Source organism: Streptomyces albicerus (assembly GCF_008905045.1).
GTDB classification, from domain to species: Bacteria; Actinomycetota; Actinomycetes; order Streptomycetales; family Streptomycetaceae; genus Streptomyces; species Streptomyces albicerus.
This window is the reverse complement of the sequence record NZ_VWMY01000011.1, coordinates 83,409-102,663: the sequence shown is the minus strand read 5'-3', so window position 1 is coordinate 102,663 and position 19,255 is coordinate 83,409. Positions and strand designations below refer to the sequence as shown.

The window sequence follows — 19,255 nt, the reverse complement described above, 5'->3', positions numbered from 1 at the left end:
CCTGTCACATCAAGGGCGACTGCCCGGTCTTACCTGTCACACAGCACAACTTCGGGGAGAGGCCGCGTTGTCACCTGGCCCGGCTCTCGCACACCGTTGCCGGCCCGCAGCGATCCCGTATACGCACCCGATCTCGGAGGAACACATGATGGACCGCCGCGCGCTCGCCCCACTGCAGCACGTCCGAACCGATGCTCTGGACGTCGCCTACTACGAAACAGGGCCGCGGGACGGCGACACCGTGCTGCTCCTGCACGGGTTCCCTTACGACATCCACAGTTACGTGGACGTGGCTCCGCTGCTGGCCGAAGTAGGTTTCCGGGTGATCGTCCCCTATCTCCGGGGGCACGGTCCCACGAGGTTCCTCTCCGATGCGACCCCCCGCGCGGGCCAACAGGCCTCTCTGGGCGCCGATGTCATCGCCCTCATGGACGCCCTGGGCATCGAGAGCGCCTACCTGGCCGGATATGACTGGGGTGGCCGGGCCGCCTGCATCGCCGCTGCCGTATGGCCCGAGCGCTGTCTCGGCCTGGTCTCGGTCAACAGCTACCTCATCCAGGACATCGCTGCGGCGATGAACCCCATCGCGCCTCCTCTGGAGGCCGGGTTCTGGTACTTCTACTACTTCCTCACCGAGCGCGGGCGGGCCGGTCTCGCCGCCAACGCCAAGGAAATTGCCCGCGTCATCTGGACGCGCAACTCCCCCAAGTGGCATTTCGGCGACGAGGTCCTGGACCGAGCCGCCGAGGCCTTTCAGAATCCCGACTACGTCGAAATCGTCATCCACTCCTACCGCCACCGGCTCGGTTTCGCCCCCGGTTTCAGCGAGTACGAGAAAATCGAAACCCTCCTCGCCCAGCAGCCCGTGATCACCGTGCCTGCCGTCACCCTGGACGGTCTGGCCGACGGGAACTTCCCGGCGACGGACGGTACGTCCTCGGCACACCATTTCACCGGCCCCCGACTGCACCGGTTGGTGAAGGACGCCGGTCACAACCTGCCGCAGGAACGCCCCGAAGCGTTCGCGGCCGCGGTCCGTGACGTCAGGCTCCTGAGCCAGGAACACGCCGCCCGCAACCGAATCTGACTGGTGACGTCGGGGATTCAACATGGATACCTCTTCTACCTCTTCCGAACAACCCACTGCACGCATCGCGACCGCCCGCGGCAGGTGGATCCTGCTGACCACAGTCCTGGGCTCGAGCGTGGTGCTCCTGGGTTCGACGGTCACCAACGTCGCGCTGCCCCGCATAGGCGAGGACTTCTCCGCCGACCTGGCAGTCCTTCAGTGGACTGTGAACGCCTACATGCTGACCCTGGCGGGCCTGATCCTCCTGGGAGGATCCCTGGGTGACCGGTTCGGACGGCGCCGGATCTTCCTCGTGGGGGTCGTGTGGTTCGCCGCAGCCTCGCTTCTGTGCGGTCTGGCCCCCAACACCGGCACGCTGATCGCCGCGCGCGCCCTGCAGGGCGTCGGCGGGGCCCTCCTGACGCCGGGCTCGCTGGCGCTCATCGAGGCGTCGTTCCATCCGGACGACCGGCCCCGCGCGGTCGGCCTGTGGTCGGGCTTCGGCGGCATCGGCGCGGCACTCGGCCCCTTCCTGGGAGGCTGGCTGGTGGACGGCCCCGGCTGGCGCTGGACCTTCCTGCTGAACGTTCCGCTGGCTCTGGCGTGCGTCCCCATCGCACTGCGCCACGTACCGGAATCCGTCGGCACTGCCCCTCAGGGTGCCGTGGCGGCGACGGGCAACGCACGCCGACAGCACGGCTTCGACGTCCCGGGGGCTGTCCTCGGGGCGCTCGCGCTCGCTCTGGCGACGTACGCGCTGACCGAGGCCCGCAACGGAAGCCTCATGGTCGCCGTCACGGCGGTCGGCAGCGTGGTGGCAGGCGTGGCGTTCGTTCTCGTCGAACGGCGCCGCCCCGATCCGATGATGCCGCTGTCCATCTTCGCCTCCCGCCAGTTCACCTCGATCAACCTCATCACCCTCTGCGTCTATGCGGGCCTGGGCGGATTCTTCTTCCTGACCGCTCTTCAACTGCAGATAGTGGTCGGGTATTCGGCACTCGAAGCCGGCGCTGCCATGCTGCCGAGCACCGTGCTCATGCTGATCTTCTCGTCCCACTCGGGTGAACTCGCCCAGCGCCTCGGGCCACGCATCCCGCTCACCGTGGGCCCGTTCATGTGCGGGGTGGGCATGCTGATGATGCTGCGCGTCGGTACCGGCGCGTCGTATCTTCTGGACATTTTCCCGGCCCTGCTGGTCATAGGCGCGGGGATGGTCGTCATGGTCGCTCCGCTGACCGTGACGCTCCTGTCGTCCGTGGACAGCAAGAATGCCGGGCTCGCAAGCGGCATAAACAACGCGGCGGCCCGGGCCTCCGGGCTGGTCGCCGTGGCGGCGCTGCCACTGCTTGTCGGCATGGGGCCGGACGCGTACCGCTCAGGCACAGCCTTCGACACGTCGTTCAGCCGGGCGATGCCGCTGTGCGCGGCCATGCTGGGCATCGCGGCCGTGCTGGCCTTCGCGACGCTGCGAGAAACCACCGCGATCCCTCACCGGGCGCATTGGCGAGCCCATGGCTGGTTGATGGAACCGCCCCTTGTGCCGCGGTTTTCGCACCATCACGGGAGCAATCCATGAACGCAGGCAGCGTGCCACGGCCGCCCCCGTCGGCGTCTCCGCGGTGGAATTCCTCGACCGCCACGAAGGCATGGACGTCACTCGCAGCTCAACTGAGTTCCCGCGGCCCGTACATCGCGCTGCCGGCTTCGACGGCAAGGGCCCAGTAGCGGTCGCCGTAGGACCAGTGCCACCACTCGGTGGGGTAGTTCACCAGGCCCACAGTGCTCAGTGCGTCACCGAGCACCCGGCGGTTGGCCCGCGCTTCAGAGCCGACGTTACCGGCGTTCGTGTAGCAAGCGCCGTCACTCTCTTCCGGGCTGGCATTCACCCGAGTGCCCATGTCGAGTTCCCGCCCGTCGACCGAGACGAGAGTGAGATCCACCGCGGCGCCGGCGCTGTGAGGCGCGATCTCCGGTGGCGATACGTACCTGCTCGCGGCCTCGCGAACCTGCGTCGGCGACCAGCCCGGATTGCCGGCTTGCAGTTCACCGGCGTAGCTCTCGAAGTAGTAGCGCTGCAGCGCGGGCGGCCGGTACCCCTCGATGAACAGCAGACGGATGCCATCCGGGAGCAGCTGCTGAGCCTTGAGGAGACGGGTCAGAACCCCTTCTCGCAGATACGCGAACGCTCCTGAGTCATCGACCTTGCGAGAGTCGACGACGAGGGATTCCTCGAGCCGGACGTCAACGAGTGGTTCGCCGCAGTCGGACACCCGGATCGCCGCGATCTTTGGATCTGACATCAGCACGATCTCGTTCATGCACTGATCATTGCCGACCGTCCCACTCACTGCACAGTGCGCATCGGATTCCCAATCAGCAACACCCCCAGCATGGACACGGCGTGGGGCCGGCTTGTGTCCGCAGAGGCTGTGCCGTCGATGTGGTGTGGACCACTCTCAGGGTGGTTCGGGTCGGGCATGCGCGATCATGATCGGAATGGACGCTCGTTTCCTTGGCATCACTGAGCTGGTCGAAGCCCCGTCCGTGGCGGTCGTAGTCGACGTCATGCGTGCTTTCACCGTGGCTGCCTGGGCCTTTGCCCAGGGGGCGGAGAAGATCGTTCTTGCTGAGTCGCTGGACGAAGCCCTGGCGCTCAAGGCTCGCCACCCGGATTGGGCGGCGCTCAAAGACGGTCCGCCCGCGCCCGGGTTCGACATGGTCAACTCGCCGGGCCTGCTGCGGTCTGTTGACCTTGGCGGACGGACCGTTGTGCAGAAGACCACGGCAGGGACGGTCGGCGCCCTCGCGGTCAAGGATGCGTCGCTGGTGCTGTGCGCCGGCTTCGTGGTGGCGGAGGCAACGGCTCGGCTCTTGCGGACGCGCAAGAGCGACAGTGTCACGTTCGTGGTCACCGGCGACGATGGGCAGGCCGATGAAGATCTGGCGTGTGCTCAATACATCGCTCGGAGGGCCACGGAGGCTCGGACGGACGCTGCCGAGTTCGTCCACCGCGCTGCCGAGTCGCGCGCCGCCGCCGAGTTGGCGGATGGTGTGCGTCAAGGAGTCCATTCTGATGACGTCGCGCTCTGTCTTGAGGTCGACCGGTTCCCCTTTGCCATGGTGGCGAGCTTGGAAGGTTCGCTCATGGTCCTCCGTCCGCGTGCCGTGCTTTCGCTGACCGACGAGGCTTCAACCACATTGGAGTAAGCGATTGCGGATCCGTTGAACACAAGCTGTGGCGCACTGCGTACTTATGGGCAGGCGACAGCAAGGGTTCAGCGAGGGATGGCCATGGGCAACGCGGGTGCCGCTGCGAATGGGTTGGTTGCCGGAAGATATCGGCTCCAGGAGGTCGTCCACCGTGAGGTGAACCGTGTCTGCTGGTACGGCGAGGACACCGCGTGCGCGCGCCCGCGGTTGCTGACGCAGACTCAACTTCCGGTCGATGCAGGGGAGGACGTCTCCCGCTGGAACATCGCGCGGATCATGCGCACGTCCGAGGTCGTGGGGCTGCGGTGCCCCGGCGGGGTGGCGGCCGTCGTTGAGGTGGTCGAGGAGTCGGGCACGCTGTGGACGGTCGTCGAGTGGATCGACGGCATGCCCCTGGGTGAACTCCTCGACCAGCACGGCACGTTCGACTACGTACGGGCCGCTCGCATCGGGCTCGACCTCCTCGACGTGCTGGAGCCCGCGCACGGTGACGGCATCGCCCATGGCGAACTCAGCCCCGGCCAGGTGTTTGTGCGCGACCATGGCGGCGTGGTCGTCACCGGCTTCGGCATGGCGGGCGTGGCTCCGCCGGTGCTGCTCGGCGCACCGGCGTACGCATCCCCGGAACAAGCCCGCGGCGAGTCGGGTGGTTCGCCGGCTGACCTGTGGGCCCTGGGCGCACTGCTCTACACGATGACCGAGGGACGTCCGCCCTTCCGCGACCGCGGCCGGCCCGAGGCCACCCTCAAGGCGGTGGAGCGGCTGCCACCGCGCACCCCGCGGCGGGCGGGCCCGCTCGCCCAGACCGTGCAGGGGCTGCTCCACAAGGACCCGCGCGAACGGCTCACCGGTCCCGTCGTACGCGACGCCCTCACCCGCATCGTCAGCGAGAGCTCCGAAGCGGTACACCAGGCGGTTCCGCCGCCTCGGCTGTCCGCTCGCCGCTTCGCCGGCGGGGGCGGGGGCGGACGGAAGCTCGGCCGTGCGACGCTCATCGGGGCCGCGGTCGCCGCCGTCGGTCTGACGGTCACTGCCCTCGCCGCGACCGGCGAACGTCCCGGTGTCGATTCCTCCTTACCCGGACCTGGCGCGACCGCGTCTCCCACCGGCTCCGGCGTCCCTACCGGTGACCCGAGCGAAGCGACCACGCCATCGCCCCGCCCCGCAGACCCCACCACGTCCCCCTCGGCCTCCGTTTCCCGCTCGGCCTCCGCGTCCCCCTCGGCTTCCACGCCCCCCTCGGCCTCCGCCACCGCGGCCCTGCCGGCCGGTTATCGCGTCTATACGGCACCGGAGGGCTTCGCGGTCGCGCTTCCCAAAGGTTGGAAGCGCCTCAGCACCGGCCGTGCGGACGACCTCTCCTACCGGGTGGTCTTCGGCGCCGACGGCGACCCACGGAACCTGACCGTCACCTTCAGCACGCGTGTCGGCCCGGACCCGGTCGCCGTATGGCGGGACGATGTCGAGCCCTCGCTGCAACAGCGGTCCGGGTTCGACCGGTTGGGCGCCATCCGCGCGACGACCTACCAGGGGCACAAGGCCGCGGACATGGAGTGGCTCGACCAGTCCGACGGCACGCGTGTGCGCACCTTCGGCCGGGGTTTCCTCATCGGGGGCGGCCGGGGCTTCTCGCTCCGCTGGACGACTCCGGCCGCTGTCTGGAACAGCCCGGGCAATCAGCAGGCGTTGAAGACCGTCCTGGAGACCTTCCGCGAGCCGTTGGACTAGTCCTCTGACCGCGTAGGTTCACCGGGTTGATGCTCGTGGCGGTTACGGGGGCGACGTCCGGTTCAACGGCTGGAGGCTGGGTGGCCGAGCCTGTCCATTCGAGCTGACTTCCAGCCACCGCACCAGCTCATCCGTCCGACGCGCCCTCCTCCACCACCAACTCGTCCAGTCGCGCCCGCAACCCCTTCACCGCAGCGACTCCCAAATCCGACGCCCACGCGCCCTTGAGCTCGGCCCTCTCGCAGCCCTCAACAACGCCCATGAGGACGCCGAGGGTGAGGCCAGCCCACTGCCTATCGGTCAGATAGTCAGGCTTGCCAACCGGCTCGGATGCGGGCTGTTGTGTCGTGTGCGGCATGGCCGCTCCTTTCGAAACCAATGTCGCCGCACATCCAACCGCCACGACACCAACCCGGCGAACCTAATTCGTTCTCAGCAGCCCACGAAGAGCGGTTGCCGCTCCAGCGGGCTGTTCGAGTACGGGGCTGCGATGCCTCCGGCGAACCGGGTCCATTGAGACCTCCGCATAGAGCGGCACGCAGTCCTCGTACTCGTCGTGGTGGCGGTCGTGTGGGCGTCGAGCGGATGCCTGAGGTATGCCGGGCACTGATGCCTGGTTCAAGATCGGCGGCGTTCGGCGTCCTCGCGGCTGCCACCACACGTCGTGCTTCCTCGTTGCAGTTGGTGGTGCGAGCCTGCTGCGCGGTGACCTCTCGTTACGCCCGAGCCGTCCGAGCTCCTGTCTAGACCGAGGCCCGTGCGGTGAGCTGGTGCCACGAACGGCTTCTGAGGTGGCGGACCGGCCCTCGCGTCGAGTCCTGGAATTAGGTCGCTGCGTGGCCCGCATGCGCTCGCGACCAGCGCAAACAGCCTGTGCTCAGGGGAGGAGCAACTTGATCTACTGCGGTATCGACTGGGCTGAGAAGACGCACGACGTCGCCCTGGTGGACGACACCGGCCAGCTGCTGGCCAAGCGCCACATCACCGACGACGCGGTCGGCTACCGGATCCTGCTGGACCTGCTCGCCGAGTACGGCGACACCGAAGAGAATCCGATCCCGGTCGCCATCGAAACGTCCCGCGGCCTGCTGGTGACGGTGTTGCGGACCGGCAAGCGGCAAGTGTTCGCGATCAACCCGATGGCCGCCGCGCGCTACCGGGACCGCCACAGCGTCTCGCGCAAGAAGTCCGACCCGGGCGACGCCCTGGTACTGGCGAACATCCTGCGCACGGACATGCACGCCCACCGGCCACTGCCCAACGACTCCGATCTCGCCCGCGCCGTCGCCGTCCTGGCCCGCGCCCAGCAGGACGCCACCTGGAACCGCCAGCAGGCCGCCAACCAGCTCCGATCGCTCCTGCGCGAGTACTACCCAGCGGCACTGGCAGCCTTCGAGCCCTGGAAAAACAGCCTGTGCCGACCCGAGGCCCACGAGCTCCTCAAGGCCGCCCCGACACCGGCCAGGGCCGCACGGCTCACCCGCACTCAGCTCCAGGCCGCGCTCAAGCGGGCCGGCCGCAAACGCGGCATCGAAGCCGAGGCCGAACGGCTCCGCGAAGTCTTCCGCGCGGACTGGGCCCAACAGCCGCCGCTGATCGAAGACGCGCTGGGCAAGCAGATGCTCGCACTCCTGGTTCAGCTTGAAGCCGCCTGCACCGCCGCCGACGATCTGGCCGAGGCGGTCGAAGAGACTTTCCCTCAGCACCCGGACGCTGAGATCATCCTCAGCTTCCCTGGCCTCGGCGTCCAGCTCGGCGCCCGGGTGCTCGCCGAAGTCGGGGACGACCGGCAGCGGTTCGCCGACGCCCGCGGCCTGAAGGCATACGCCGGCTCCTCGCCCGTCACCAGGGCCTCCGGCAAAAAGTCGTCCATCACCAGGCGGTGGGTGAAGAACAACCGCCTCAACCATGCCGGCTATCTCTGGGCCTTCTCCGCGATCACCGCCTCACCCGGTGCCAAGGCCCACTACCGCAGGCGGCGCGACAACCACGGAGACTGGCACGCCGCAGCCCAGCGCAACCTTTTCAACCGAATGTTGGGCCAGCTCTATCACTGTCTCCAGAAGCGCCAGCTGTTCGACGAGAACACAGCCTTCCCCGCCGAACTCGCAGTCGCCGCTTGACGAGTTAAGCGCCTGAGGTGTCTACGCGGTCACCGCACTATCGACCGCCTGCATGGTTGGTGCTGACGTATGGGCAAGCGTGGGTTGGGAGTCGCCTCAAGGCTGGTCGCCGCTCGCTGGTGGCGTTCCGACAACCTCTGCGGCCCGGTGACCCAATTCACGCACCGCGAAACCGGCCCGACACACTGAACGAGGTGCATCGGCATCTGATCCACCCTCGTCCCAGAACCCACCCCAGGAGAAGGTCCTCGTGAACGAGAGCATCCGCTTCGGTGTCTACCTTCCGCCGTTCGGCCCGTTCGGCGACCCCAGAGTCCTCGTCGAACTGGCGGTACGGGCGGAGGCCGCAGGGTGGGACGGTGTGTTCCTGTGGGATCACGTGGTCACCGATGCGATGCCGATTGCCGATCCCTGGACCACGTTGGCCGCGATCGCGCAGGCCACCGAAAGCCTGCTGCTCGGTCCGACGGTCACCCCGCCGGCCCGGCGCAGGCCTTGGGTGGTCGCCCGGCACGCGTCCACGGTCAGCAGGCTCTCCCATGGACGGCTTGTCGTCGGCACCGGAGTGGGCGTCGATGAGTCCGGTGATTTCAGCAGCTTCGGGGAACCGGCCGATCTGGCGACCCGCTCGGCGATGCTCACCGAGGGGCTCGCGCTGATGCGGGCGATGTGGGCCGGCAAGGCGATCCAGCACAGCGGTCCGCACTATCAGGTGAACCTGACTGCCACAGAACCGGATCCGTACCGCATCCCGGTCTGGATGGCCAGCTCCACCAACAACCCGCGGGTGATCAGCCGTGCCTCCGGCTGCGACGGCATCTTTCCCAATCCGGCCGACCACGAGCTGACCCCCGAAGAGGTCGCCGGCATCCGTCGGGAGTTGTACCGCGCCGGTTTGCCGGCCGACCGGCCGTTCGACATCGCCGTGCGCGGCAACGCGAGCGCCGCGTGGGAAGAGGACAAGAACGTGGACCTCAGAGGGCTCGCCCAGGCCGGTATGACCTGGTGGCTGGAATCGCTGATTCACTTCGACCCCCTGGACCTGTCGATGGCGGTCGTGGACGCCGGTCCGCCCCGCGTATAGGCACTGCGGTCCCGGACGGGAATGCCGCCACCGGCTGCATTCCCGTCCGGGGCTGAAGCCGCCGGTGGCGGCGGACGGGCCAGGTCCAGGCCTCGTCGCCCGCTACGACGAGGACGCCGAGCCGCCCTGCCGACCCGTAGAGCTGCAACGACCGGCCGTCGAACTGCCGGGACCGGCCGCCGAGTCGCAAGAACCGGCCGTCGAACTGCCAGGACGGACGCTGAGTTGCCCGTACAGAACGTCGAACTGCCGGAGCCAGCTGCCGAGTTGAGCGAACCGATCACCGCCGACCGAGATCCTGGGCCACGCCCACGGTCCACGCCGGGCACGAGACCGCGGCTCCTGCCCGCCTCCTCTGTTCGGGCCAGCCTTGACGTCGCGCTCGGCGGACCCGATCCCCGGCCCTACCGGCGCAGCAACTCCCGTGCCTTTGCCAGCGCGCTGTCGCGCCCCTGCTCGAATTCCTCCTCCGTGAAGACCGGCGTGCGGTGCTGCGGCGGGATCCCGGTGCCGTCGAAGGTGGTGCCGTCGGCTGTACGGAACTCCTCGTTGGGCAGCGAGAATTGCCAGCCCTTCGGCAGCGCGCGGTCCAGGGTGTCGGAGAAGACGCCCTGGGTGTTCTGCCCGATCCGGACCGGTGCCTGGGTGCGTGCCATGAGCGCCTGGGTGAAGGTCTCGGCCGCGCTGATGGTCAGCCCGCCGGTGAGGACCGCGACCGGCCCGGTGAAGCGGGGTCCCTGGTGCGGACGTATGGTGATCGGCTCTCCCCGGGTGAACCGGGTCGGGTCGTCGGGGTCGTTGCGGGCGTACTTGGTGTACGCGGTGTACGGCCGGTCCGTCAGCCGGGAGGCGATGCGCAGTCCCAGCGGGTCGGCGCCGCCGCCGTTCACGCGTACGTCCAGGACGAGCCCGCTCAGGCGCGTCCACGGGATCTTGTCCAGGGCGGCCTCCAGCGCCGCCTCCCACTGCGCGTACGACTCCTCGTCGGTGAAAGGGAGGACGTGCCGATCTCGTGACGTCCGGTCCTGCGCTCCGCCGCTCGTCCCGGGACAGTTCGCCGCACGCCGCGTAGGCGCGGCTGATTGGGCGGCCGGCCGTGCCTGTTCGGCCACGTCACCGGTACGCGGACCGTCATCGATCCGTACGGCGCTTCCCCGGAGGTCGGTTGCCTGGATGTGCGGCGGCGCGCCTCTTCGGGCACTGGACCAGCCGATGTCCTACCGGCGATGCAGGAGCCCGCGCGCGGTGAGGGCCAGGCTGACGTCGACCAGGTCGGCCGGACGGGCGAGTGACCTTCCGGTGAGCTGTTCGCATCGGCGCAGGCGGTTGAGGACCGTGTTGCGGTGACAGTAGAGGCGTTCGGCGGCCCGCTGTGCCGAGCCGTCGCACTCGAGCCAGGCGGCCAAGGTGTCGAGCAGCAGGTCGCGGTCGGACGGCTCCAGGACGAGAAGCGGCCCGAGTACGCGGTCCGCGAGGGCGGCGCCCAACTCCGGTGCGGCGACGAGCAGAGCGGAGGCGAGATGGTCCCGCAGCAGCACGGTGCCGCCCGCCTCCGGACAGATGCGCAGGGCGGTCTCCGCCTGCCGCCGGGCTTCGCCCACGGCCGCCAGGCCCTCGACGGCCGTGCTGATCCCGATCCGTCTGCCGCTGCCGGGCCTTTCGCCGAACGCCTCGGCCAACTGCTCCAGACGCGCGTCTCCCACAGCGACGATGCCGAGCTCGACGGTGCCGCCCGCGTGCCACAGAATCCGCATGCCTGGCGGCGCGCCCACGGGCAGGGCATGGCCGGCGGCGAAGGGCGACGCCGCGGAGACGGCGACGACGGCGTAGCGACCTTGTTCCGGAAGTTCCAGAGCGGCCGCGGCCTCGGGCAGTTCGGCGATACGAGTGGTGCCTTCGAGGAGTGCGGCCGTCATCAGGCGAATGTGGTTCTCACGCCGCCAGGCCTGCCGGCGCTGCGCTTCCCGGTACGCATCGGCCGTGATGGCGCAGTGCTCGTCGACGAACGCCCACACGTCACCCGCCACATGCACCAGCAGGCGTACGTCCTCGGGATCTCGACGGGAGGTCGCGGCGAGGAGGGCCTGCCACACCAGGGAGCCGCCGAGCCGGAACGCGTGCAGGAGGGCTTCCAGAGGCCGGCCCTGCTCGGCCCAGGCCGAAGCGATCTTCCGGGAGCAGCTGCGGGCCGCGTCCCGCGTCGCCCTCGACCCGAGCAGCGAACCGACGCTGTGCTCCAAGGAACGGTGGGCTTCGTGCCAGGAGGCAGCCGCGTCGTTCTCGAGCAGCACACGGTACGTCGGCTCCTCCACACGGAGGACGGCCATCAAACGGTCCGTGAGCCCGGGAAGATCACGCAGGAGCTCCCGCGCCGCTCGGTGCAGTGCGACGAGCGCCTCGGCATCGACCAGCGAACGGCTGCGTCCCGCGCGGGAAGGCGGGACGGCGGGTTGCTCGGGGAGTACCCGGACCTGAGATCGTCCGGCATTACGCATCGCGGTCCTTCCGTAGCCGGTCGCTCCGACGCCGAGCGCGGCTGCGGCCCCGCTCCCTTGTGGCACTGAAGAATGGCATACCGGCCAGTCGGTACCTAGGGGTGTGCGGCAGTCTTTACGCTGGGTCCTGTCGATATCACCGGCTGTGGCCCCGCGCCCGCTCGGGGGGTACGGGGCCAGGTAACCGCGGGTGGGTCACAGAGCGGCCGCGGCGCTGTGCAGGTTCTTGGCGCCGAGTCTCCACCACTGGTGCCGCATACGCTCACCGAACGAGCCCTGCGTCTTGCGGTACCCGCCACCCATCCGCCGGCCCGCGGCGACTTCGTCGACGTGGCCGACCTGCGCGGGCAGCGCTGGATCGCCGGCTCCTCCTCCGGGGAGGACCGGACCGCGCCGCCGGGCGTACGCGTCCTGCCGGTGCGTGGCGGGCCCCAGGAGCAACGGCGCCTGCTCCTGGCTCGCCTTCCGCACCCACCGACCGAACCGGTCACCCGCATGGCAGCCGCCCTGCGTGCCGTAGCCCTCGACGCCAACGCGGCGTCGACATCCGGTACTTGAAGGGCGAGACGGGTGAAGGTCGGCCAGCCGGGTGCGCGACGAATACCTCAACATCAACGTGTTCTGGTCACTGGCTCAGGCCGGCACCCACCAGTGAGCGACTCTCACTCGCTTCGGCACCTATGTCACGTGCTTCAGTCGGCCGTGGCCGTTGCATACTGCGGGCGCCCCGTGGGCCGGTAGACCTGGATCGTCACCCCCTCCGGGGTGGCTCGCGAGTCGACCAGGTCGAGCGCTGTGTCCGGGCCGGTGGCGGGGAACAGGCGCGTGCCCTGGCCGACGACCACGGGATAGGTGAGCAGGATGATCTCGTCGACAAGCTGGTTGTCGAACAGCCACCGAACCAGGGCGCCGCTGCCGTGCACCTGCAGCTCACCAGCTGGCTTGGCTTTCAACTCGCCGATGGCCGCCGCGACGTCACCGGAGAGGACGGTCGTGTCCGCCCACTGCGGGTCAGTGAGCGTGGTCGATGCGACGTACTTGGGCCGCGTGTTCAACGCCGCTGCGATGGGGTTGGCCGGATCTGCGATTGCTCCCCAGTAGCCGGCAAAGATCTCGTAGGTCCGCCGGCCGAACAGGAACGCGTCGGCGCGCTGGTAGACCTGGCTGAGAAACGTCTCGGCCTCGCCGTCGAACAACGGCAAGGCCCATCCGCCGCGCTCGAATCCGCCCCTGCGGTCCTCATCGGCCCCGCCGAGTCCCTGCATTACTCCGTCGACAGAGATGTTCGTGATGGTCGTCAGTTTCATGGACGCAGTTCCCTTCTTGCCGGTTTTGTCGTAGTTCGATTCAACCGGACCGCGGCGCCGATCGCATCGGTCGCAGCAGAGGCCGTCCGGTCGAATCGCGTGTGGCGTGGGACGCCCCTCGTGGGCGGCCTCCCACCCTTGCTACGAACACCTCAGCCCCGATCCGACACCGCCTTCCGGATTTCTCTCGACGACTTTCTGGTACGCCGGTTGTGTGCGATCCGCCAGCCATACGGTTCCGGGACGGCGGCGCCGGATTCCTGAAAGAGCGTTTCGCCCGCTGGTTTGCGTTTGGTCCTGGGCGATATACCTCACCAGCTTGAAGATGGATTCCGTGGTGAGTCTGGGGCTCACGAGGTCGTGACGCTTTGCGAGTCGGGCATGTGGGTGCTTCAGCCACCTCGCCGACCGGCGTCGAGACCGCCACTTTTGAAGGTGCCGAGGCGCGGCCATGCCGGCCACACTGCTGGCCGTAGGAAGCCCCGTCATCCCAGCTCAGAGAACATCCGCGTCTTCAAGTCCAAGCCCTGGACCGGCTGTTGCTCGGTGCATCGAGGCTCAGCTCGAGTGCACCGGCGGGTACGGGTCGGGTCAGGGATACCTGGGGGACATCCCGGATGCCCGGGTTGTGGGGCCGTCGGCAGCATGAGCTCCATGACCTCTCAGTCGATCTCCCGACGTTCTCTGGCCCGTGGTTCTGTGGCCGGTGCCGTGCTGGTCGCGGCCGGAAGTGCGGCTTCCCGGGCGGCGGCGGACTCCGCCAGGCGCGAGGAGCTGGACACCGGCTTGGACATCGGCGCCTTACAGGCGGCGATCTCCGACCTCTCCCACCCGCCGGCCACCTCCGCCCAACTACGGGCCGCCCATGGCACGGACCACTGGTACGGCACCACAGGCCTGGCCGATCTCACCACCGGGCGTGCCGCACGCCCCGACGACAGGTTCCGCGCGGGCAGCGTCACCAAGGCCTTCGTGGCCACGGTCGTGCTCCAGCTGTGGACAGAGCGCCGCGTGGAGCTGAACGCACCGATCGGGCGCTACCTTCCGGGGCTGCTCCCGTCCGACTTCGCTCGCATCACCGTCACTCAACTCCTCAACCACACCAGCGGAATCCCCGATCACCAGGGCATCCCTGACACGAGCACGCCGGAGGCCGCCCTGAGGCACCGGTTCGACCGCTGGACGCCGCACGAGTGGGTGCGGACAGTGACGCACGGCCCGCTGAAGTTCCGCCCGGGCACCAAGCAGGAGTACCGGGGCATCAACTACGTACTCCTCGCCCTCCTCATCGAGAAGCTGACCGGACAGCGCTACGGCGAGGCGATCAGTTGCCGCGTCCTGCGACCGCTCGGCCTCAGACGCACGCTGACACCGGGCGACGACCCCCGCCTGCACGGTCCGCATGTGCACGGGTATCTGCGGATGACCGATGGCTCCCTGCGCGACGCCACCGTCTACAACCCGTCAAGCACATGGGGCGAGGGCGAACTGGTCTCCACCGTCGACGATCTCTTCAGTTTCCAACAGGCGTTGTTCTCCGGCGACTTGCTGCCGCGCCGGGCGATGGACAAGCTCTGGACACTGCCCCCGGCCGAGGTCCGCATGCTGAAGGACGGCAGCCCCGCCCGCTACGGCATGGGCCTGCAGACGGCCACGGTGAACGGCGTGACGTTCTGGGGAAAGACCGGCGAGGTGTACGGCTACCGCACCCGCGTGTTCTCCACCCTCGACCTCCGGCTCCGCTTCGTCCTGTCCTACACCCCGACCCCGTTGACCACGGACGAGGACATGGTCAACCGAGTGGTCGCCGCACTCACCTCTTACAACTCTTGACCTTGCCCAAAAGGGAAGGCCGAGGGTGTCTGTGGCAACCACGCCGGCGAGCTGAGCACGCTTCGCCGCGACCGCGAGCCGGGCGCGCCAGGAACCGGACAAGGCTTGTTCCTCAACCTCGCTCCGTTGCCGCTTCGACGAGCTCTACGAGCGGAGCCAAGATCCGTGGCAGGTCGTCCTCCGAGGTCAGGATCTCTTGACCTTGCCAGGTGTACTCGGTCCGGAAGTCGACGAAGAGTACTTGATCGTACGGCCGGCATCCGCCGGACACTGAGGTGGCCTTCGTCTGCCCATGTGCTCCGACCAAGGTGCACGTGGCCACGACGAGTTGTACGGGCGGCAGTGCGACGGCCGTGCCGCCTTCCCTGGGAACTGCTCTGACGGGCCTGGCAGTTGTGCGGCAGCGCTATGCGACGGAAGCCGGACTCAGGACTCGGGCGAGCCAGTCATTGCGTGTCCGGCGTGCCCCGGCCGAGACCCGTGCCTGCGGGTACAGCGCGTCGAATCCGTGGAACCCGCCGGCCCAGACGTGCAGTTCCGCCTGGCCGCCGGCCGCCCAGATCCGGGTGGCGTAGTCGACGTCCTCGTCGCGGAAGACCTCGGCCGAGCCGACGTCGATGTAGGTGGTCGGCAGGCTCGAGAGGTCGTCGGCCACCGCGGGTGAGATGTAGCCGGGCACCTGGGCGTCCTCGAGGCCGCCGAGAACGGATCGCCATCCGAACTCGTTCATCTCGCGGGTCCAGACGCCGGGTGTGCCGGAGTACTGCCGACTCGCGGTGGTGGTGTTGCGGTGGTCGAGCATGGGGCAGACAAGCATCTGGGCGGCGATGGCCGGGGTGCCACGGTCGCGTGCCATCAGGGTGACTCCCGCGGCGAGGCCGCCGCCGGCGCTGACGCCCGCGACGACGATGCGGGCAGGATCGATGCCCAGGTCGTCGGCGTGCTCGGCGATCCAGAGCAGCCCCTGGTAGCAGTCGTCGACCAGGGTCGTGCCGGTGGCGTCCGGCGCCAACCGGTAGTCCACGGAGATCACGACGGCGCCGAACCGGTCGAGCCACTCCAGCGGGATGTCGATCTGCGAGAAGCGATCCCCCATGACCATCCCGCCGCCGTGCATCCAGTAGACGCACGGAGCGCCCGTGGAGCGATCGGCCCCGGCGGGGCTGAAGATCGACAGGGGGATCTGCGCGCCGTCGCCACTGGGCACGGTGACCTCGCGTCGGTCGACCGGGCGGCCTTCGAGGAGGGTGTCGACCGGTGTCGGCGGGAGCTGGCGCAGCTGTGCCAGCACCTCCGGACTGAGGTGGGTCATGAGTGGCATGTCGGCGAGCAGCGCACGCAGTTCGGGATCCAGGTCGGGTCGCGCCAGGGCCATGATGGCCACCTTTCGTCGGGTTTGGCCGAGTGATCAGGTAAGGAGAGAGCCGGTCGACAGGCGCTGCCGCCGGCTGACCGTGCCTGCCAGATGGGCAGGGATGCGACCGGTGTCGGGCCCGTCGGACCGGATCGGGGATCGGGGTAGGACCGGCCGATCGGTCAGCGGGTCTCAGAAGGCGGCCTTGCCGCGGACCGGGACGTAGTCGGTGTACTTGGACTCCCCGGCCAGCAGCCCCTCGATCTGCGACACGAGGGCCTGGGCCGCCTCGCCGGCGAAGAGCCGGTGGTGGTCCTCCTCGCTGGTCCAGCCCTCGGTGATGTGGACGACGTCGGGGTTGGACGCCGAACGGGAGACGAGGTAGACGACGCAGTATTCGCTCGCGCCGGGGCTTCCCTCGTGCAGGCCGGTCAGCAGCAGGTCGACCAGGCGGTCGCCCATTCCGGGCTTGGCGGTCAGGGTGGCGTTGAATCCGTAGGTGGCGATCACGACTTACCTTCTTCTGCGGCGACGGAATGTTGATGTGCTGTCCTGGAGCGAGAGCCCAGTGGCTTGCCCTTGGATTCCAGTGACTCCATTCAACCGGCGTGACCTGCGGAAACGGTAGAACGATGCTCGCGGGCCCTTGCACGATCCTCTCGCGTGCGGGAGCAGAGGGCTGGAGGGGTGTTGCAATGGGTGCATGGACCTCGACGAACTCCGCACCTTGTTGGCCCGGCACGCGCGGCCCGACTGGACCACGGCCATCGACGGCGTACTCATCTCCAAGGTCGAGCGGTCCGATCCGCCCGCGCCGTCGATGTCCGGCACGGTGCTGGCGGTCATCGCCCAGGGCGCCAAACGCCTCGCGCTGGGCGACCGGGTGTTCGAGTACGGCCCCGGGCAGTACCTGGTCGCATCCGTCGACCTGCCCGTCACGGGGCAGTTCACCCAGGCCGATCCCGAGCAGCCGGCTCTCGGCTTCGGTCTCACGCTGGAACCGTCCGCCGTCGCCGAACTGCTGCTGCAGGCCGGTCCCGGAGACACCCCCCGGGCCGACGGGAGCGTGCCGTCGGGGATCGCCGTCAGCGACGCCTCGGCCGCGATGCTCGATGCGGTGGTCCGGCTGCTGCGCCTGCTCGACGAACCCCGCGACCGGGCGGTGCTGGCCCCGCTGGTCAAACGCGAGATCCTGTGGCGCCTGATCACCGGCGAGCAGGGCGCGACGGTGCGCCAACTCGGCCTGGCCGACAGCGGCCTCAGCCATGTCTCCCGGGCCGTGCGATGGATCCGCGAGCACTACGCGCAGCCGTTCCGGGTCGAGGACGTGGCACGCATGTCCGGCATGAGCGTCTCCGCCTTCTACCGCAACTTCCAGGCGGTGACCGCGATGAGCCCCATCCAGTTCCAGAAACAGATCCGGCTCCAGGAGGCCCGGCTGCTGCTCGCCACCCACCCGGGCGACGTCACCGGCGTCGGCCACCGAGTCGGCTACGACAACCCCTCGCAGTTCAGCCGGGAATACCGCCGCCAGTTCGGCGCACCACCCAGCCAGGACGCCGCCCGCCTGCGCCACACCGTGCCCACCACCGCGGGCGTCCTGCCCTGACGTGACGTGACGTGACGTCATGCGGCATCGGCCAGGCCGACAGGGTGCATGTCCAGTCGTCTTCTCGCCGACGCTGAAAGCCCTCGAGTGGTCGGTACTGGCTGTTACGGATGCGTTCCAGACTCTTGACGGGTGGCGTATGACTGCGTAGACATGGCTGCGCAGTCATACGAAGGAATCATCGGAGATTCCGCGAGCGGCCATCGGGAGATGCCATGACGCGACCGGTAGGACGGGGCGGGAGCTCCGCTGCGCCGCGCAGTGTGGATGTGGCACGCCTGGCGGGCGTCTCGCAGAAGACGGTGTCCAGGGTCTTCAACGACGAGCAGTACGTCTCCGCCGACGTACGCCGACGCGTTCTCGAAGCCGCCGACGAACTCGGCTACCGGCTGAACAACGCGGCCCGGGCGCTGGCCTCCGGACGCACGCGGTCCATCGGCGTGGTGACGCTCGGGACGGCCTTGTACGGACCCGCCTCACTGCTCATGGGCATCGAGCGAGCCGCCCGCGACACGGGATACGCCCTCCGCGTGGTCAACACGCTGGAAGGCGACCCCGGAGGTATCGCCGGCGCCGTGGAGTCGCTGCTCGAACAGGGTGTGGACGGCATCGTCATCTCCGAGCCGATCGACGAGAGCAAGGTCTCCATCCACGTCGAGGTGCCGGTCCTCGTCCTCGGCGCGCCACCGGACTTCGCCGGCCCCCGGGTGGTGACCGCGGGCGTCGGCTCCGACCTGCTCGCGCGGGCCGCCACCGAGCATCTGCTCGGCCTGGGGCACGCGACGGTCCACCACCTCGCCGGTCCGCAGCGGTGGTACGCCGCCAGGGACCGTCTCGACGGATGGCGAGCGGCGCTGAAGGCCCACGGCCGGGACGAACCGTCCGTCGTCCAGGGGGACTGGTCGGCCGCGTCCGGATACGCGGCGGGCTGCGAATTGGCTTCCGACGGCGACGTGACCGCGGTGTTCGCCGCGAACGACGACATGGCCATCGGGCTGATCCGCGCCCTGACGGAAGCCGGCCGACGCGTGCCGGACGACGTCAGCGTCGTCGGGTTCGACGACATCCCGGTCGCCGCCTATGTGACTCCTCCGCTGACCACGGTGCGCCAGCCGTTCGACGCCGTGGCCCAGGAGGGCCTCAAGCTCCTCGTGCACGCCATCGAAAAGCCGCACCAGGACCCTCTACTGGCGAGCGACCCACCGGTCGAGCTCGTCGTACGCTCCTCGACCGCGCCCCCGCCGCCCCGGACGACCCCGGGACACGGGTGACGCACCGCTCTCCGTCCGTGTAGCGGCCGCCTGGTCGGGGACCGCGATCGCGTATGGAGGGCCCTCATCCACCGCTGATCAAGGTCAACCGGCCCCAGCCCCGCCGTTTCCGGCTGGGCCGCTGATCCCGAGGCAGGCCGCAGAGACTCGCCTCAGCTCGGTCCCGCGCTGC

At 68.9% G+C, this 19,255-nt stretch carries 16 protein-coding genes and 1 pseudogene; 10 read left to right on the top strand and 7 right to left on the bottom strand.

Translation table 11 applies throughout. The features are described 5' to 3' along the window. The first annotated feature begins 145 nt into the window (after positions 1–145). Positions 146–1,087, top strand: coding sequence for an alpha/beta fold hydrolase (locus GAS53_RS11555; RefSeq protein WP_151477411.1), 942 nt, complete (start codon positions 146–148; stop codon positions 1,085–1,087). A 22-nt stretch (positions 1,088–1,109) separates the two neighbouring features. Continuing rightward, positions 1,110–2,645: an MFS transporter gene (locus GAS53_RS11550; RefSeq protein ID WP_151477410.1), complete on the top strand. Its 1,536-nt coding sequence runs from the start codon at positions 1,110–1,112 to the stop codon at positions 2,643–2,645. Between the two features lie 88 nt (positions 2,646–2,733). Here GAS53_RS11550 and GAS53_RS11545 read toward each other — a convergent pair whose 3' ends face one another. Next, on the bottom strand, positions 2,734–3,387 hold the full coding sequence (locus tag GAS53_RS11545; protein ID WP_151477409.1) for a M15 family metallopeptidase: 654 nt from the start codon (positions 3,385–3,387) through the stop codon (positions 2,734–2,736). Positions 3,388–3,565: 178 nt separating this feature from the next. On the opposite strand from GAS53_RS11545, the gene GAS53_RS11540 reads away from it, so the two are divergent. Continuing rightward, complete coding sequence (locus tag GAS53_RS11540; protein ID WP_151477408.1) at positions 3,566–4,276, top strand: 2-phosphosulfolactate phosphatase; 711 nt, start codon at positions 3,566–3,568, stop codon at positions 4,274–4,276. Between the two features lie 159 nt (positions 4,277–4,435). Then, positions 4,436–6,007, top strand: coding sequence for a serine/threonine-protein kinase (locus tag GAS53_RS11535; RefSeq protein WP_318721981.1), 1,572 nt, complete (start codon positions 4,436–4,438; stop codon positions 6,005–6,007). 127 nt (positions 6,008–6,134) lie between these two features. Here the strand turns inward: GAS53_RS11535 and GAS53_RS11530 are convergent, their stop codons facing one another. Then, positions 6,135–6,365: a hypothetical protein gene (locus GAS53_RS11530; RefSeq protein ID WP_151477407.1), complete on the bottom strand. Its 231-nt coding sequence runs from the start codon at positions 6,363–6,365 to the stop codon at positions 6,135–6,137. A gap of 487 nt (positions 6,366–6,852) precedes the next feature. On the opposite strand from GAS53_RS11530, the gene GAS53_RS11525 reads away from it, so the two are divergent. Both GAS53_RS11525 and GAS53_RS11520 read left to right on the top strand, forming a co-directional pair. Then, positions 6,853–8,130 carry an IS110 family RNA-guided transposase gene (locus tag GAS53_RS11525; protein WP_192583079.1) on the top strand — a complete coding sequence of 426 codons (1,278 nt, stop codon included), beginning with the start codon at positions 6,853–6,855 and terminating at the stop codon, positions 8,128–8,130. Positions 8,131–8,380: 250 nt separating this feature from the next. Beyond that, a complete protein-coding gene (locus GAS53_RS11520) occupies positions 8,381–9,214 on the top strand; it encodes an LLM class flavin-dependent oxidoreductase (protein ID WP_151477405.1) in 834 nt (277 codons plus the stop codon). Positions 9,215–9,618: 404 nt separating this feature from the next. Here the strand turns inward: GAS53_RS11520 and GAS53_RS11515 are convergent, their stop codons facing one another. After that, positions 9,619–10,326, bottom strand: coding sequence for a S41 family peptidase (locus tag GAS53_RS11515; RefSeq protein WP_404829207.1), 708 nt, complete (start codon positions 10,324–10,326; stop codon positions 9,619–9,621). 105 nt (positions 10,327–10,431) lie between these two features. Further along, positions 10,432–11,709: a PucR family transcriptional regulator gene (locus GAS53_RS11510; RefSeq protein WP_151477403.1), complete on the bottom strand. Its 1,278-nt coding sequence runs from the start codon at positions 11,707–11,709 to the stop codon at positions 10,432–10,434. Between the two features lie 234 nt (positions 11,710–11,943). On the opposite strand from GAS53_RS11510, the pseudogene GAS53_RS11505 reads away from it, so the two are divergent. After that, positions 11,944–12,267 (top strand): annotated as a pseudogene (locus tag GAS53_RS11505) (LysR family transcriptional regulator); the annotation flags it as partial. A gap of 134 nt (positions 12,268–12,401) precedes the next feature. Here the strand turns inward: GAS53_RS11505 and GAS53_RS11500 are convergent. Next, positions 12,402–13,016 (bottom strand): dihydrofolate reductase family protein, encoded by a 615-nt coding sequence (locus GAS53_RS11500; protein WP_151477402.1) that lies wholly within the window; start codon positions 13,014–13,016, stop codon positions 12,402–12,404. 654 nt (positions 13,017–13,670) lie between these two features. On the opposite strand from GAS53_RS11500, the gene GAS53_RS11495 reads away from it, so the two are divergent. Further along, positions 13,671–14,849, top strand: a complete 1,179-nt coding sequence (locus GAS53_RS11495; RefSeq protein ID WP_151477401.1) for a serine hydrolase domain-containing protein — start codon at positions 13,671–13,673, stop codon at positions 14,847–14,849. 406 nt (positions 14,850–15,255) lie between these two features. On the opposite strand, the gene GAS53_RS11490 is transcribed toward GAS53_RS11495, so the two are convergent. Next, positions 15,256–16,224: an alpha/beta hydrolase gene (locus tag GAS53_RS11490; protein WP_151477400.1), complete on the bottom strand. Its 969-nt coding sequence runs from the start codon at positions 16,222–16,224 to the stop codon at positions 15,256–15,258. 171 nt (positions 16,225–16,395) lie between these two features. Continuing rightward, positions 16,396–16,713 carry a putative quinol monooxygenase gene (locus GAS53_RS11485; protein WP_151477399.1) on the bottom strand — a complete coding sequence of 106 codons (318 nt, stop codon included), beginning with the start codon at positions 16,711–16,713 and terminating at the stop codon, positions 16,396–16,398. Positions 16,714–16,906: 193 nt separating this feature from the next. On the opposite strand from GAS53_RS11485, the gene GAS53_RS11480 reads away from it, so the two are divergent. Together GAS53_RS11480 and GAS53_RS11475 are read left to right on the top strand one after the other, a co-directional pair. Continuing rightward, entirely contained in the window at positions 16,907–17,812 is a 906-nt protein-coding gene (locus GAS53_RS11480; protein ID WP_151477398.1) for an AraC family transcriptional regulator, read from the top strand. A gap of 215 nt (positions 17,813–18,027) precedes the next feature. Further along, positions 18,028–19,083 (top strand): LacI family DNA-binding transcriptional regulator, encoded by a 1,056-nt coding sequence (locus GAS53_RS11475; RefSeq protein ID WP_151477397.1) that lies wholly within the window; start codon positions 18,028–18,030, stop codon positions 19,081–19,083. The last annotated feature ends 172 nt before the right edge of the window (positions 19,084–19,255 follow it).